Source organism: Bradyrhizobium erythrophlei, from assembly GCF_042430365.1.
In the GTDB taxonomy this organism is placed as follows: Bacteria; Pseudomonadota; Alphaproteobacteria; order Rhizobiales; family Xanthobacteraceae; genus Bradyrhizobium; species Bradyrhizobium erythrophlei.
On the sequence record NZ_JBHMET010000274.1, the window covers coordinates 404,684 to 419,167 of the forward strand.

Annotated in this window: 15 protein-coding genes; 10 read left to right on the forward strand and 5 right to left on the reverse strand. The window is 64.0% G+C overall.

From position 1 onward, the window contains the following. Positions 1–80: 80 nt before the first annotated feature. From ACFFWD_RS43785 to ACFFWD_RS43800, 4 genes are read right to left on the reverse strand one after another with little or no spacing between them, the layout of a single operon-like run. Positions 81–1,067, reverse strand: a complete 987-nt coding sequence (locus ACFFWD_RS43785; protein WP_376975668.1) for an extracellular solute-binding protein — start codon at positions 1,065–1,067, stop codon at positions 81–83. A gap of 59 nt (positions 1,068–1,126) precedes the next feature. Further along, positions 1,127–2,191, reverse strand: a complete 1,065-nt coding sequence (locus tag ACFFWD_RS43790) for an ABC transporter ATP-binding protein (RefSeq protein ID WP_376975669.1) — start codon at positions 2,189–2,191, stop codon at positions 1,127–1,129. After that, positions 2,191–3,027, reverse strand: coding sequence for an ABC transporter permease (locus tag ACFFWD_RS43795; RefSeq protein ID WP_376975670.1), 837 nt, complete (start codon positions 3,025–3,027; stop codon positions 2,191–2,193). Before ACFFWD_RS43795 ends, ACFFWD_RS43790 begins: the two co-directional genes overlap by 1 nt. A 46-nt stretch (positions 3,028–3,073) precedes the next feature. Then, positions 3,074–3,787: a GntR family transcriptional regulator gene (locus tag ACFFWD_RS43800; protein ID WP_376975671.1), complete on the reverse strand. Its 714-nt coding sequence runs from the start codon at positions 3,785–3,787 to the stop codon at positions 3,074–3,076. A 124-nt stretch (positions 3,788–3,911) separates the two neighbouring features. Here ACFFWD_RS43800 and ACFFWD_RS43805 point away from each other — a divergent pair, with 124 nt between their 5' ends. The 10 genes from ACFFWD_RS43805 to ACFFWD_RS43850 all read left to right on the forward strand — a co-directional run bounded on the left by ACFFWD_RS43805 (position 3,912) and on the right by ACFFWD_RS43850 (position 13,227). After that, positions 3,912–4,679, forward strand: a complete 768-nt coding sequence (locus ACFFWD_RS43805; protein ID WP_376975672.1) for an SDR family NAD(P)-dependent oxidoreductase — start codon at positions 3,912–3,914, stop codon at positions 4,677–4,679. 29 nt (positions 4,680–4,708) lie between these two features. Next, the gene (locus tag ACFFWD_RS43810) at positions 4,709–5,932 is read left to right on the forward strand and encodes an ABC transporter substrate-binding protein (protein WP_376975673.1); all 1,224 of its coding nucleotides are present in this window, start codon (positions 4,709–4,711) and stop codon (positions 5,930–5,932) included. Positions 5,933–6,005: 73 nt separating this feature from the next. Next, entirely contained in the window at positions 6,006–6,908 is a 903-nt protein-coding gene (locus tag ACFFWD_RS43815) for a branched-chain amino acid ABC transporter permease (protein WP_376975675.1), read from the forward strand. Between the two features lie 6 nt (positions 6,909–6,914). Further along, positions 6,915–7,841 carry a branched-chain amino acid ABC transporter permease gene (locus ACFFWD_RS43820; protein ID WP_376975676.1) on the forward strand — a complete coding sequence of 309 codons (927 nt, stop codon included), beginning with the start codon at positions 6,915–6,917 and terminating at the stop codon, positions 7,839–7,841. After that, on the forward strand, positions 7,834–8,595 hold the full coding sequence (locus ACFFWD_RS43825; RefSeq protein WP_376975677.1) for an ABC transporter ATP-binding protein: 762 nt from the start codon (positions 7,834–7,836) through the stop codon (positions 8,593–8,595). Before ACFFWD_RS43820 ends, ACFFWD_RS43825 begins: the two co-directional genes overlap by 8 nt. After that, complete coding sequence (locus tag ACFFWD_RS43830) at positions 8,588–9,301, forward strand: ABC transporter ATP-binding protein (protein ID WP_376975678.1); 714 nt, start codon at positions 8,588–8,590, stop codon at positions 9,299–9,301. Before ACFFWD_RS43825 ends, ACFFWD_RS43830 begins: the two co-directional genes overlap by 8 nt. A gap of 2 nt (positions 9,302–9,303) precedes the next feature. Beyond that, positions 9,304–10,140 (forward strand): SDR family NAD(P)-dependent oxidoreductase, encoded by an 837-nt coding sequence (locus ACFFWD_RS43835; protein WP_376975679.1) that lies wholly within the window; start codon positions 9,304–9,306, stop codon positions 10,138–10,140. Beyond that, complete coding sequence (locus tag ACFFWD_RS43840) at positions 10,137–10,883, forward strand: SDR family NAD(P)-dependent oxidoreductase (protein ID WP_376975680.1); 747 nt, start codon at positions 10,137–10,139, stop codon at positions 10,881–10,883. The genes ACFFWD_RS43835 and ACFFWD_RS43840 overlap by 4 nt, the downstream gene beginning before the upstream one ends. Next, positions 10,880–12,616 (forward strand): FAD-dependent oxidoreductase, encoded by a 1,737-nt coding sequence (locus ACFFWD_RS43845; RefSeq protein WP_376975681.1) that lies wholly within the window; start codon positions 10,880–10,882, stop codon positions 12,614–12,616. The genes ACFFWD_RS43840 and ACFFWD_RS43845 overlap by 4 nt, the downstream gene beginning before the upstream one ends. Further along, positions 12,613–13,227: a glutathione S-transferase gene (locus ACFFWD_RS43850; protein ID WP_376975682.1), complete on the forward strand. Its 615-nt coding sequence runs from the start codon at positions 12,613–12,615 to the stop codon at positions 13,225–13,227. Before ACFFWD_RS43845 ends, ACFFWD_RS43850 begins: the two co-directional genes overlap by 4 nt. Before the next feature lie 50 nt (positions 13,228–13,277). Here ACFFWD_RS43850 and ACFFWD_RS43855 read toward each other — a convergent pair whose 3' ends face one another. Beyond that, positions 13,278–14,387 (reverse strand): Rieske 2Fe-2S domain-containing protein, encoded by a 1,110-nt coding sequence (locus ACFFWD_RS43855; RefSeq protein WP_376975683.1) that lies wholly within the window; start codon positions 14,385–14,387, stop codon positions 13,278–13,280. Positions 14,388–14,484 lie beyond the last annotated feature (97 nt).

A 14,484-nucleotide genomic window follows, 5' to 3' on the forward strand; every position in this document is an offset into this window, starting at 1 on the left:
CGACCACCTGCTCGTGATACCTTGATCCCGACATTCGCCAAGCACCTGCCGCAACGCGGGTGAGTGTCAGGATCGAAGCGCTAGCCCTTGAACTGCTTGTTCCAGAAATCGAGCGTGCGCTGCGCGCGCTCGGTCTGATATTTGTAGTCGGGCTTCAGGAGTCTTGCGCGGTCGGCCTCGCTCAGGCTGACCTGCTTTGCAAGATCCTCCGGCAGCACGGCATCCGACACGGTCGGCACATATCCCATCTTGTCGGCGAAAGCGGCCTGCGCCTTAGGATCGAGCATCGCGTTGAGATAGGCGAAGCCCCCCTCCTTGTTGCGCGCATTGCGTGGAACACTGGCTTCGAACACGATCGACACCGCGCCTTCCTTGGGCACGATGTGGGAGAGCGGGATACCCGCTTTCTTCCACATGAAGCCGCGCGCAAGCCACATCACCGTGAGCCAGACTTCCTCGGATTTGAGCGCGGCCGCCAGCGCCTCGTTGGACGGATAGATCTTGACGTCCAGCGACCGCAGCTCCATCAGCTTTTGTTCGGCGGGATCGTAGTTCGAGACGCCGCCGCCACCGGCTAGCGCTGCAGCCAACGTGTTGTTGGGATAAAGGATATCGGCAAGTCCGACACGGCCACGCCATTTTGGATCCCAAAGCTCGGCCCAGGATGTCGGCGGGGCCTTCACCAAATTCTCGTTGTAGAGGATCACCTGCGCCGAATAGATGTGCGGAATGGCAGTGTCGGTGCGCAGTTCCGGAAACACCTTGTCGAGCCGCGAAACCTTCGCGCTATCGACCGCCTCGAACGCATTGGTTCCGGCGACGATGTAGTGATCGCTGTCGGAGAGACACGCGACGTCCATCGATCCGCGCCGGCTTTGCCGCTCAGCCAGAAGCTTTGTTTTCCTTGGATCGGCATTGGCGACATCCTGCAGCACCTCGACGCCCTTCGGCGCCAGCAGCGGCTTGTCGATCAGCTCGCTGAGCAGCTGCCCGTAATCGCCGCCCCAGGTGCCGACCACAACCTGGCTGGACTCCGCACGCGCGACCGGCGCGCCCGATGCCAGCATGGTCGCCGCTCCGGCACCGGCAGACAAGAAATGACGTCGCGATATCATGATCATCTTCCTCAAAGGGACGTATGCGGGACCAGCCGCGGGGCCTTGCAGTCCCACCGCAGCGAAACCTGATCTTGCGGTTTGACTGCGGCGAGCGGCTCGTTTGCGCCTGGGGTTTGCTGAATCACAACGAAAACCTCCTTGCCGATGCAGACATGGTACTCGGTCTGCGAGCCGAGATAGGTCACGGCCTGAACGGCACCATGGAGACTGCCCTTCGCGCCGGGCTCGACCGAAATCCGTTCCGGTCGCAGCGCAAAGACATTCGCATTGTTGCTCTCGTTCGGCGTTGTGTCGACCGGTAACACGAGCCCGCTCTCGGTGCGGAACTCGGTCTCGTTCTCACGCCGGCCCGACAGGATATTGCAGCGCCCAACGAAATCGGCCACGAACGCGTCCCGCGGCTCGTCATAAAGCTCGCGTGGCGAGCCGACCTGCCGAACCCGTCCCCCTTCCATCACGACGAGACGGTCGGCCATGGTGAGTGCCTCCTCACGGTCGTGCGTAACCAGGAGCGTGGTCAGTCCGAGCCGTTGCTGCAGCGCACGTATCTCGATCCGGACCTCGGCACGCAGCTTGGCGTCAAGGTTGGAAAGCGGTTCATCCAACAAGAAGAGCTTCGGATTGATCACCAGCGCGCGGGCCAGTGCGACGCGCTGCTGCTGTCCGCCGGACAACTCGCGCGGAAAGCGCCCTGCAAGATGCGCCAGCCGCACCAGCTTCAGCGCCTCCTCGACCCTGGCTTGCCGCTCGGCGGCACCGAGCCCGCGCATCTCTAGCCCAAAGCCGACATTCTGCGCAGCGGTCATGTGCGGAAACAGGGCATAGGACTGAAACACCATGCCGGTAGAGCGTCTGTGCGCAGGCAAATTGGTGACGTCGTCCCTGTCGAACAGCACACGCCCGCTGGTCGGCGGGAGGAATCCTGCAACCATGCGCAGGGTGGTGGTCTTGCCGCAGCCAGAGGGGCCGAGCAGCGCGACCAGCTCGCCCTCCTGCACGGAGAGATCGAGACGATCGACGGCGAGCGAGGTACCGAACCGCTTGGTCAGATTTTCGATCGACAGGCTTGCCATCAGACGACCCGCGACAATTTAACGAAGCGATCAGTCACGACCATGAGCACACCGACGATCAGGATCTGCACCGTTGCCACCGCGGCGAGGGTCGGGTCGATCCGGAATTCGAGATAGTTGAGCATCGCAACCGGGAGCGTAATCCGGCCGGGACCGACCAGCAGCAGCGAAAGGTCAAGGTTTTCGAAACTCTGGATGAATGAGAACATCGCCGCCGCCACGATGCCCGGTCGCATCATCGGCAGCGTGATGCGGCGAAACACCGTGAAGGGGCTCGCGCCGAGATTGGCCGCAGCCTCCTCCGCGGCCTGATCGAGGCCTTGCAGGCTCGCAACCACGAGCCGCACTGTCCAGGGAATGGCGAGCAGAACGTGGGCGGCGACCAGCCCTTCCGTCGTCGCCTTGATGTCGCGATCGAGCGCGTTCTCCGCGAGCACGTAGAACATGTAGAGCCCCGAGCCGGCCACGACACCGGGCACTGCAAGCGGCGCGAGCAGCAGCGTACTGATCGCCTGCTTGCCCGGAAACTCGCCGCGCACGATGGCAAGCGCCGCCGCCGTCCCGATCGGCACACCGGCCGCGGCCGCGAGCAAGGCGACCTGAAGGCTTGTGATCAGGCCGCGCAGGAATTCCGGTTTGTCCCAGGCGTTGACGTACCAGTGCCAGGTTAACGCCGGCGGCGGAAAGCTGACGATCTGCTGGGCGAAAAAACTGGTCACGACGATCATCGAGACCGGCGCGAAGATGATGATGTAGGCGATCACGACCAGCGTCCGCATCAGGACGCGGCTCAACGTCGGCCGCTCCATCAAATTGGCAAACAGTGACGCCGGCATTCTTCGCGGCTCGTTTCTCGGAGCGACAGGTCTGCCCCTATCGTAATCAGATAACGCTCCGGTCGCCAAGCCCACCTGAACCCGAGTCGGGTGAATCGCCAGCAGCAGCGCCCTCGAGCTTCTTGCGCAGTACAAGCCACGCAAAGTGGATGTGCTCGGACATCAGGCTTTCCGCCCGCTGCGGCTCGCGCTTCGCGATAGCGTCAAGAATCCGGTGGTGATCGTCATGGGAGCGCGCGATGACGTGATAGTCCTCCCAGATGAACACGCGATCTGAAGCCATCGGCACGTTGTGGCACTGCCGCACGAAACTGCTGACGAACGGATTTCCGCAGGTCTGAATGATGGTCTCGTGGAAATCCACGTTCATCCGCCGGTACGGGGCCAGATCTTCCGGATCCAGGATGCCCTTCGACAGAATGCGGTCCCCCTCGACAACACAATCGCGCAGCCGGTCGATCACCTCTCCCGGCGCCCCAAGCGTCGCGACGATACCGCAAGCCAGCGCCTCGAGCCGCGCGCGCACCTCGAAGGCCGCACCGATTTCGGCCGTTGAGAATGCCCGGACTGCATAACCCCGGTTGGGCTCGTAAATCAGCAGCCCTTCCTTTGCGAGTTGCGCCAGCGCTTCGCGCAACGGTGTGCGCGAGACTCCAAGCGCCTCGGAGAGCGGGATTTGTTGAAGTCGCGCCCCCGATGGCACATCGCCCGAGAGGATGCGCTCGCGCAGCAATTCAGTGACGTCCGATGCGCTGGTCACAAGCTTTGATCCACATCCAAATCGACAATTGGATAAAATATTGCTCTCTTAATTGCAACAGGATTGACATTTTGGGCCAACTAGCCTTGGATTGTATCCAATCTTGGTCAGGGAGCACAAACGCGTGGTTGGGCAGGAGCGGCGTGCCGCCGTCGTGACGGGGGCGAGCGGCGGGATTGGTGCGGCAATCTGCAAGGGATTGGCTGCAGACGGCGTGCGTCTCGCCGTTCTCGATCGCGATCAGGAAGCGCTCGAGGCGCTTCTGCCGCAGCTCGCCGGCACAGGTCACATTTCCATTGTCGCGGATGTCTCCGATGAGACGGAGGTCCGATCGGCATTTGATCGGACCGAGGCCGCGCTGGGCGACATCGCCATTCTGGTCACTGCCGCGGGAGTCCTGATGTTGCGCCCCGACGGATCGCGCAACCTTGTCGCGGAGACGGACCTGGCCGAATGGCAGAAGACCCAGGACATCAACGCGACCGGGACATTCCTGTGCTGCCGTGAATTCGCAGCGCGCCTGCCCGAGCGCGTCGCCGGCGGACGTATCGTTACGCTGTCATCGGTTGCGGCCCAACTCGGCGGCTATCGCTCGAGCGCATCCTACATCGCCAGCAAGTCCGCTGTTCTCGGCCTCACCAAGGCCATGGCGCGCGAGATTGCTCCACGCGCCGTGACCGTGAATGCGGTCGCGCCCGGCCTGATCGATGCGCCGATGTTGCGGCTCTCCCTCGATCCCGCCGACGACGAGAGGGCTTCGGCGCAGATTCCGCTCGGCCGGCTCGGTACGCCCGACGACGTCGCGGCGGCGGTGCGCTTCCTGGTCTCTCCAGGCGCCTCCTACATCACCGGCGTCACGATCGACGTCAACGGCGGCTACCGGATGCAATAAGCGACAACAAAAGAGGAGGAGGAGTAACGATGTCCCTTGGAGAATACCGCTCGCTCAAAATGCTGGCCATCGCAGCGAGCTTGGCCACAGCGAGCCTGCCCGCGACCTGCTTCGCCCAGGAGCCTGGAGTTACCGACAAGACCATCAAGATCGGCATGTTCGCTCCGTTGTCCGGGCCAAACATGGCCTATGGCTTCGACGTCGCCAATGCAGCGCGCATGTACTACGACAAGGTCAACGCGGAAGGCAGCATTCACGGCCGCAAGATCGAGGTCGTCATGGAGGACGACCGCTGCAACGCCAATGATCTCGTCGCAGCGGTCAAGAAGCTCGTGGAGCAGGACCAGGTGTTTCTCTTGAACGGCGGTTCCTGCTCGGCCGCAGTCGTCGCCGCCAAGGATTACGTCGTCCGTTCCAAGATTCCCATGGTCATGCTGAACGCCTCGGGCGACGGAGCGCTCTATCCGCCGACGGATTATATCTTCGGTGCCTTCTCGATCTCGCAATATGCGGTCGGCGGCGCGATCGTCGACTTCGCGGCGAAGACCTTCGGCGCCAAGAAGATCGCCTACATCAATCACGACGACGCCTACGGCGCGTGGAATCTGGAAGGCTCGAAGGCGGACGCCGCAGAACATAAGGTCGACCTCCTGGTTGAATCGATCAGCCCGACCATCACCGACGTCACCGCCCCCTTCTTCAAGCTGCGAGCCGCCAATCTCGACGCCGTTGCGATCGTGACCTATGCGCGTCCGGCCGCGCTCCTGATCAAGAAGGCCCACGAGCTCGGCTTCAACAAGCCGATCATTCTTTCCGTGACCGGCACAGCGAACCTGTCGCAGCTTGTCGACAATGTCGGCAGCAAGGACGCGTTGAAGAATTTCTATGTGCAGGATGTGCTGGCGGACCTGCCCGGCGGCCCGAAGATCAAATGGGTCTACGACATGTACAAGAAGGCCTATCCCGATCTCGCCGCCAAGCCCGACCATCCGCAGGCCTACATGCCCTACGGCATCCCGTCGGCGATGAGCATCGTCAACGCCCTGAAGGAGGCCGGTCCGCAGCCGACCCGCGAGAAGGTGCTCGAAGCGATGAAGAAGCAGCATTTCGAGAGCGGCGTGATGGCGGGCCCGGTCGTGTTCGGCCCCACCGAGCGCGCCGCAAACAAGTCGACCATCTTCATCAAGTTCGATGGCGCGAGCCAGGTACTGCAGCCAGGCGTCTATACCAGCCGCTGGCAGTACAAAGGCTGACGCTTCGCTTGCCGCGCGGGTCGACTGCGCGGTGAGCCCCTTCCTCGACATCCAACTCTTGAGCCGCTCCCTTATGGATCTGCAACTCGTCCTTCTGTTCCTGCAACAGGGCGTCGCATCCGGTCTTGTCGTCGGCAGCGTCTATGCGCTGCTGGCGCTCGCGATCGTCATTATCTTCAAGACGTCGGAGGTGCCGAACTTCTCGCAGGGCGAGATGCTGATGGCGGCAGGCTATGTGGCGCTCTATCTGCTGGTGTTCCGCGCGGTGCCCGCCTGGGCAGCGATCCCGATGACAATCGTCGCGGCATTTGCGGGAGCCGCGCTGTTCCGCCGTGCCGTTCTCACGCAGGTGGCGCGCGCCAGCGGCAGCCCGGTCAATTTGGTGATTGCGACGCTCGGCCTCTCCTACGTGCTGAAAGGCTTGGTCCGCCAGACCGGCTTCGGCGATACGCCACGCTCGTTCCCGGCGCTGGTGTCGACCGACTCGTTGATGATCGGCCAAGCCAGCGTGACCCGGCTCGATCTCACCATTCTGGGTACAGCCGTGATCGTCATGGCGGCCTTCTTCTGGATGTTCGGATACACCAAGCTCGGCCGCGCCATGCGCGCGGTCGGCATGAATCCCAAGGCGGCGCAACTCGTCGGCGTGGATCTCAACCGGATCCACATGATCATCTGGGGCCTGTCGGGCGCGATTTCGGCGGTCGCGGCGCTGCTGATCTCACCCAAGCTGCTGATGACGGCCGACATGGGCGCGGTCGTCACGCTCGGCTTCGCCGCCGCCATTGTCGGCGGATTTGCCAGCCTGCCGGGCGCGGTGGTCGGCGGCGTCATCATCGGCATCGTCGAGCAGCTGGTCGGGCTGTTCGTGTCGTCGCGCGCAATCACGCTGGCGCCGTTCGTCGTCATCATGCTGGTCCTGATCCTGCGCCCCCAAGGCCTGTTCGGCGGCCGCATCGTGATCAAGAAGGTCTGAGCCGCCATGCGCATCCTCGGCCTCCTTGCCGCGCTGATGGCTCTCATCGCGCTCCCGTTTTTCGCCACAGGCTACATCGTCTACCTCGCCAACCTGTTGCTCACCTTCGCCGTCCTTTGCCTCGGCATGCACATTGTCATCGGCGAGGCAGGTCAGTTCTCGCTGGCGCAGGCGGCGTTCTACGGCATCGGCATCTACACCAGCGGCCTCGCCGGCCAGGCCTTCGGCTGGCCGTTCCCGCTCTCGGTGCTAGCGTCCGGAATTGTTGCCGGACTGGTCGGACTGTGCATCGGCACGATCGCGCTCCGGATGCGCGACATCTACCTCGCGCTAGCCACCTTCGCGTTCGGCGAGGCCATGCAGTGGGTGTTCTTGAACTGGACATCGGTGACCGGCGGGCCGAACGGCCTGAGGATCCCGCCCGCGAGCCTGTTGGGCTTCGACATCGTCAGCGACAAGCAGGCCTATCCGGTCGTGCTTGCCATCACGATCCTGATGATCTGGGCGACGATCGTGATCGCACGGTCAAGGCTCGGACGCGCCTTCAGGGCCGTGCGCGAGTCCGAGGTCGCCGCGCTGGCAATGGGCGTACCGGTGCGCGCGATGAAGCTCGCCGCCTTTGCGCTGTCTGCGTTCTTCGCGGGGGTCGCCGGCGCCATGTTTGCGATCTATTCGACCTATATCCATCCCGACAGCCTCGGCTTTCAAACCACGATCCTCGTGCTGACCATGGTGGTGGTCGGCGGCCTCGGCTCTCTGTCCGGCGCGATCGGCGGCGCGATCGTGTTTGGCCTGATCTCCGAACTGTTGCGCCAGGCCCCGTCCTATCAGGAGATCATCTACGGGCTGATCCTGATCGTTTTCATGATGTTCGCGCCACGTGGACTGTTCGCCTTTATCGGCGACAATATGAAGAGGTTCGCCCGTGCCTGATCCTCTGCTCCAGGTGCACGACGTCACCGTCCGCTTCGGCGGGCTCGTTGCGGTGAACAATTTCAGCCTTGCGGTCGAACGTGGCACCATCCACGCGCTGATCGGCCCGAACGGTGCCGGCAAATCCACCACCTTCAACTGCATTTCACGGTTCTATCAGCCGACATCGGGCCGCATCGTGTTCGACGGGACCGACATAACCGACGCCCCGGCGGCAACGATGGCCGGGCGCGGCATCGCCCGCTCGTTCCAGAATCTCGAGCTCTTCAACGAGTTGAGCGTGCTGGAAAACGTGATGATCGGAGCGCACGCGCATTGCGGCGGCTCCTGGCGGGACTGGCTGCAGGCGAAGCCGCCCGCAGTCATGCGCCATGTCGACAGCGTGATCGAGCGTACCGGTCTTGGGCCCTACCGAGATCACAAGGCCAGGAATCTGGACTTCGGCCATCAGAAATTGCTGGAGCTGGCGCGTGCACTGGCGATCCGCCCACGGCTCCTGCTGCTCGACGAGCCCGCGGCCGGCTTGCGCAACCGTGAGATTGCCACTCTCGACCGTTTGCTGACGGATCTCGTCAGGACGGACGGGCTCACGGTGCTGATCGTTGAGCACGTCATGCAGCTCGTGATGTCGATCTCGGACCGGGTCACGGTGCTCAACTTCGGCACCAAGATCGCGGAAGGGACGCCGCAGCAGGTTCGCAACGATTCGGCGGTGATCGAGGCCTATCTCGGCAAGGAGGCTGCGCATGCCTGACCTGCTCGAAGTCGACGGCGTTTCAGCGGCCTACGGCCGCATCCAGGCGTTGAGCAGCGTGAGCCTGCGCATGGGCGCCGGCTCGATCGTGGCGCTGCTCGGCGGCAATGGCGCCGGTAAGACCACGACGCTCAATACGATTTCGCGGCTGGTGCCGCTGACGGCTGGCTCCATCCGGTTCGAAGGCAAGCCGCTGGACCGGCTCGGCTCCCATCATGTGGTCAGTGCCGGAATTTCCCAGGTCCCCGAGGGGCGCGAGGTGTTCCGCGACATGAGTGTCCGCGAGAACCTCGAAATGGGCGCATATAGCCGTCGCGATTCTGCTGCGGTCCGCAGCGATCTCGAACGCGCCTTCGACTACTTCCCGGTGCTGCGCGAGCGGCTGAAACAGAAAGCGGGGACGCTGTCCGGGGGCGAGCAGCAGATGCTTCTGATCGCACGCGCCCTGATGGCGCGGCCGCGGCTGCTGTTGCTCGACGAGCCTTCGCTTGGCCTGTCACCGGTGCTGGTGCAGAAGATCTTCGACATCATCGCACGCCTGCACGCCGACGGGCTCAGCATCCTGCTGGTCGAGCAGAATGCTGCGGTGGCGCTCGCTGCCTCGCAATATGCCTACATCCTCGAGAACGGCGAGATTGTGCTCGAAGGCGCGTCCGATGCGTTGCGGCAGGACGAGGCGGTCAAGCGCACCTATCTGGGCAGTTGATCATGGCGTCGCGACACGGACGCTTCGCCGGCAAGGCCTTCCTCATTACCGGTGCCGCGCGCGGCATCGGTGAGGCCGTCGCCCGCAGGCTCGCTGCCGAAGGCGCGGCCATTGCGGCAACGGATCTCGATGCGGCAGGCCTGTCGGCCCTGGAAACGTCGCTCGCCGCCGCCGGAACGCCCGTGGTTGTGCAGGCGCTCGACACGCGTGACGTTGTCGCGACAGACACCTTTGTCGCCCATACTGCGCGCCATTTCGGTCGACTCGACGGCGCCGTCCCCTGCGCCGGTATCGCGCGCGCGGCCCCGGCCGAAGTCATGAACGATGCGACCTTCTCCGACGTGCTCGACATCAACCTCAAGGGTGTCTTCTTCACGTGTCGCGCCGTCGGGCGCGTGCTGCTTGCGCAAGGACGTGGGGCGATCGTCACCATCGCGTCCATCACCGCGAAGGGCGGCCAGCCAGGTCGGGCCAACTACGCCGCTTCGAAATGGGGACTGGTCGGCCTCACCAAGACACTCGCGGTGGAATGGGGCCATCGCGGCGTGCGCGTAAATGCGGTGGCGCCGAACGGCGTCGATACGCCGATGATCCGCGACGGCATTCCGAACGCCTTCCTCGACGATGTCATGCTCGACCGCACGCCGCTCGGGCGGCTGGCTCAACCAACTGAAGTGGCTGATGCGATCGCCTTCCTGCTCAGCGACGAGGCCGCCTACATCAACGGCGCCGTGCTCGAGGTCGACGGCGGTCTCACGGCGGGTTTCCTGACGCATCGTCACGGCGCAGATCTCGCGCGCAAGAGCCCTGGGCCGAATCCCACGGAGAAAAAGCCATGACAACTCCTTCGGCTCAACCGCCTCTCGCGCTCGTCACCGGTGGCGGGCGGGGCATCGGCAAGGCGATCGCCACCCGGCTCGCGCAGGACGGCTTCGAGGTCATCGTCCTCGACCGCGACGGCGCGGCGGCGGAGGCCTGCGCCGCCGACATCTCGACGGCGACCGTTACATCGCGCGCGGCCGCCATCGACCTTGGCGACCGCGAGGCGGTTGATGCACTGGTGGCGCGGGATCGACCGCTCGCGGCCCTCGTCAACAACGCCGGCATCTTCGACGAACGCGCGTTCTTCGACCTCACCGCGGACGATTTCCGGCGAATGTACGAGATCAACCTGGTCGCCCTGTTCGCGCTGTCCCAGGCGGCCGCCGCGCGCATGCAGCCCGGCGCAAAGATCGTCAACATTGCCTCCCGCGCCTTTCTCGGGGCCCGCAACCACGCCCACTACGTTGCATCCAAGGCGGCCGTGGTGGGTTTCACGCGCGCGACCGCGATGGAGCTCGCGCCGCGCGGCATTCTGGTCAACGCCGTGGCGCCGGGACTGATCGACACGCCACTGCTGGCGGCACTGACACCCGAACGGCTCAAGGCGCAGCTTGCGTTGCAGCCGACCGGGAAAGCTGGACGGCCACAGGATATTGCCAATGCCGTAGCTTTCCTGGCGTCACCGACGATGGATTTCATTACCGGCCAGACACTGCTGGTCGACGGCGGCAAGTCGCTCGGAGGAGGACTCGGGATTTGAGCACGACTACACCACCCATTTCTGCACAGCGGTTCGACGAGGAACATGATGTCGTCGTCGTCGGCTCCGGCGCCGGCGGCATGGCCGCCGCCCTGACCGTCGCGCACCACGGTCTCAACGTGGTCGTGATCGAGAAAACTGACGCGATAGGCGGCAGCACGGCGGTCTCAGGCGGTGCGGTCTGGATACCGCTCAATCCGCACAGCCGCGAGGTGGGCGTGGAGGATAGCCGCGAGGCGGTGCTCACCTATCTGCGGGCTATCCTTGGAAACCGCCTGCGTCTTGACATGATCGAGGCCTTTCTCGATGCCGGTCCGCGCATGGTGAGTTTCATGGAGACCAACACCGCACTCCGCTTCATCCCGCGCGCCGTATCTCCAGACTATCAGTCGGATCTCGACGGCGCCTCAAGCGGCGGCCGCACCATCGATCCGGCGCCGTTCGACGGCCGCGAGCTTGGCAAGCAGTTCAATCTTCTGCGCACACCGATCCGGGAATTTCTGGTGTTCGGCGGCATGATGGTCGGACGCAAGGACATCGACACGCTGCTCGGCATCCGCTCGTCCTGGGCCAACTTCCGCGATGCCACCAAGCTGCTGCTGCGCTTCGGCCTCGATCGCCTGAGCTATCCTCGGGGCACCCGCCTCCTGATGGGCAACGCGCTCGCTGCCCGCCTGCTGAAATCCGCGCTCGATCGCGGCATCCCGCTGCGCACCGAGACCGCCGCAACCAAACTGATGCTGGACGGGCCACGCGTGGTCGGGCTCGAGGTCACGCGCGACGGACGCGTGTCGCGGATCCGTGCAAGGCGCGGAATCGTGCTGGCGACCGGCGGCTTTCCTGCTGACACATCGATGCAGTCGCACATGCTGCCTCACGCCAATCAACACTATTCGATGGCGCCGAGCGGCAACAGCGGCGACGGCCTGCGCCTCGCCTGCGAAGCCGGGGCTGCGATCGAAACCGACAACATCGGCAATGCATTCTGGACGCCGGTCTCTGTCATGCGCGACAAGGGGGGCCGCGAGATCCGCTTCCCTCATCTGATCCTCGACCGTCAGAAGCCCGGCGTGATCGCCGTGAACCAAGCCGGTCGGCGCTTCGTCAACGAGGCGACTTCGTATCACGAATTCATCGAGGCGATGCATCGCGCCCACGAGACCACTCCGACCATACCCGCCTATCTAATCTGCGACGCCGATTTCCTACGCAACTACGGTCTCGGCCTGGTGAGGCCGGCCGCCCGATCGTTGTCGCGCTTTCTCGACAGCGGCTATCTCGTGGCCGGCAACAGTATCGCCGAGCTCGCGCGCAAACTCGATATCGATGCGACGGCACTCGCCGACAGCGTGGCCCAGATGAATCGCGCAGCCGCCAGCGGTCATGACCCAGCTTTCGGCAAAGGCAGCACAGCCTACAATCGCTATCTCGGCGATCCCGCGCACAGTCCCAATCCCTGTCTTGGACCGATCGAGAAGCCGCCGTTCTACGCCGTGCGGGTTTTTCCCGGCGACATCGGGACGGCCGCCGGCCTCAAGACCGATCCGAAGGCCCGGGTGCTAAATGGCGATGGTCACCCCATTTCCGGCCTGTTCGCGGCCGGCAACGACATGAATTCGATCATGGCCGGTGCTTATCCGGGCGCCGGCATTACGCTCGGGCCGGCCCTGACCTTCGGCTACATCGCCGGCCTTGAACTCGCCAACGCGACGCAAGATGAGGCGCAACCATGAAGATCTACTATTCGCCGTATTCTCCTTACGTCCGGAAGGTGCTGGTCGCAGCCCACGAGCTCGGCCTCGCCGACCGGATCGAGCATCTCCCCAGCGCGGCCCATCCGATCAACCGTGACAAGACCATCATCGCGCACAACCCACTTGGACAGGTCCCGACACTGCTGCTTGACGACGGAACGCCGCTCGCCGACAGCCGCGTGATCTGCGAGTATCTCGACGATCTCGCCGGCGGCGCGCTGTTTCCGCGCTCGGGCGCCCAGCGTTGGCGCGCGCTCGTCGACCAGACCGTGGGTGACGGCATCCTGACCGCCGCCCTGCTCTCACGTTATGAAGCTGCGGTCCGGCCGGCCGACAAGCTCTGGCAGCCCTGGTTCGACGGTCAGATGGACAAGGTCGAAACCGCCATCGCCGCGATCGAGACGGCCGCCCCCACCCTTGGCGAACGTGTCGACATCGGAACGATCAGCTTTGCCTGCGCCTTCGGTTATCTCGATCTGCGCTTTCCCGACTGCGGCTGGCGTTCCCGGCATCCGCAATCGGCCGCATGGTTCGCCCGCTTCGAGCAGCGGCCGTCAATGCAGGCGACCCGCCATCCGAGCTCGAGTTGATGTCCTCGCAGCGGCCGGCCGAATTTCTCCGGCCGCTACGACCGCGTTGACTACGCCGCGCTTGCCTTCTTGTCGCGATCGGGCACGGCAATCCCGAACAAGCGGTTGCCCTCGGCCTGTGCCATTTTCGACAGTGCGAGCCTCGCCGTGACGACTCCCTTGTCGGCGCGAAGGTTGACCTCGCGGAACAGTGAGCCGTCGGCGAACTCCGGGCTGTACTCCAGCGCTTCGTGTTGCTTCTCCAGCGCCCAGACGTCTTCCAGCGCGACATCGGGAAATTCGGACGCGATCCCCTGCACCAGCGTCATGGTCGGATCGGCGGGGAAGCGCTCGCCGCGCTTGGTCATCATGATCCACCGCCACTCGAGATTGTGCTCGTCGATCGGCGTGTTGCAGTTAGCGACGATGTAGCCGCGCTGTTGGTCGGTGCCGAGCTTGCCGGGAGGCGCCAGACGCAGATCGACCCGAATCAGCCCGGGACCCACCATCTGGTGGGTGTGCTCCCGGTCGACAATGTCGAGATCGAACCAGCGCTTGAAGTAAGGCGCGAGCTCGTAATTCTGCACCTTTCGGATCGTCATCACGAACGGATTGCCCTCGTGCTGGCGTTCGACAACCTCGGCCGGAATGAAGGAGTTGGACAGGTTGCCGATATTGCCGTCATGCAGCGGATAGAGATGGGTGATGTCGAGGATGTTCTCGATCAGGAAGCGATAGTTGGCCCGCACCCTTTGCGGCGGGTCGGCCGCAACGAACTCGTATTCCCCGCTCGACAGCTCGGGAATGCGGGGCGCTTTCACGCCGGCAGCCTTCGCGGGATCGCCAGGCCAGATCCAGACCAGGCCATCCTGCTCGGTGACGGGATAACGCCTCAGATCTGCCGTTGGGGCGATCGGCAGGTCGCGCTGCGAGGGCACGTCAGTGCATTTGCCGCTGCCGTTGAAGCAGAAGCCGTGGTAGCCGCATTGCAGGGTACCGTCCTTCAACAGATTGCTTTCCCACAGCGGAAAGCCCTTGTGCGGGCAGCGGCCATCGAAGGCGACCACCTCGCCCTCGAGCGTACGCCACATGACGATGGGAAGGCCGGTGATGACCTTCTTCTGAAGCGCGAATTTGAAATTGCGGCCGAAGTCCGCGACGTACCAGCTATTACGAATCATGACACACGACTCCCCTCTGGGTGAGGCGTGTCGCCAGATTCATTTCTGCTGCGACCAGCCGATGGTTTTGCAACGGGCCCTTGGCGACGATCCCCGA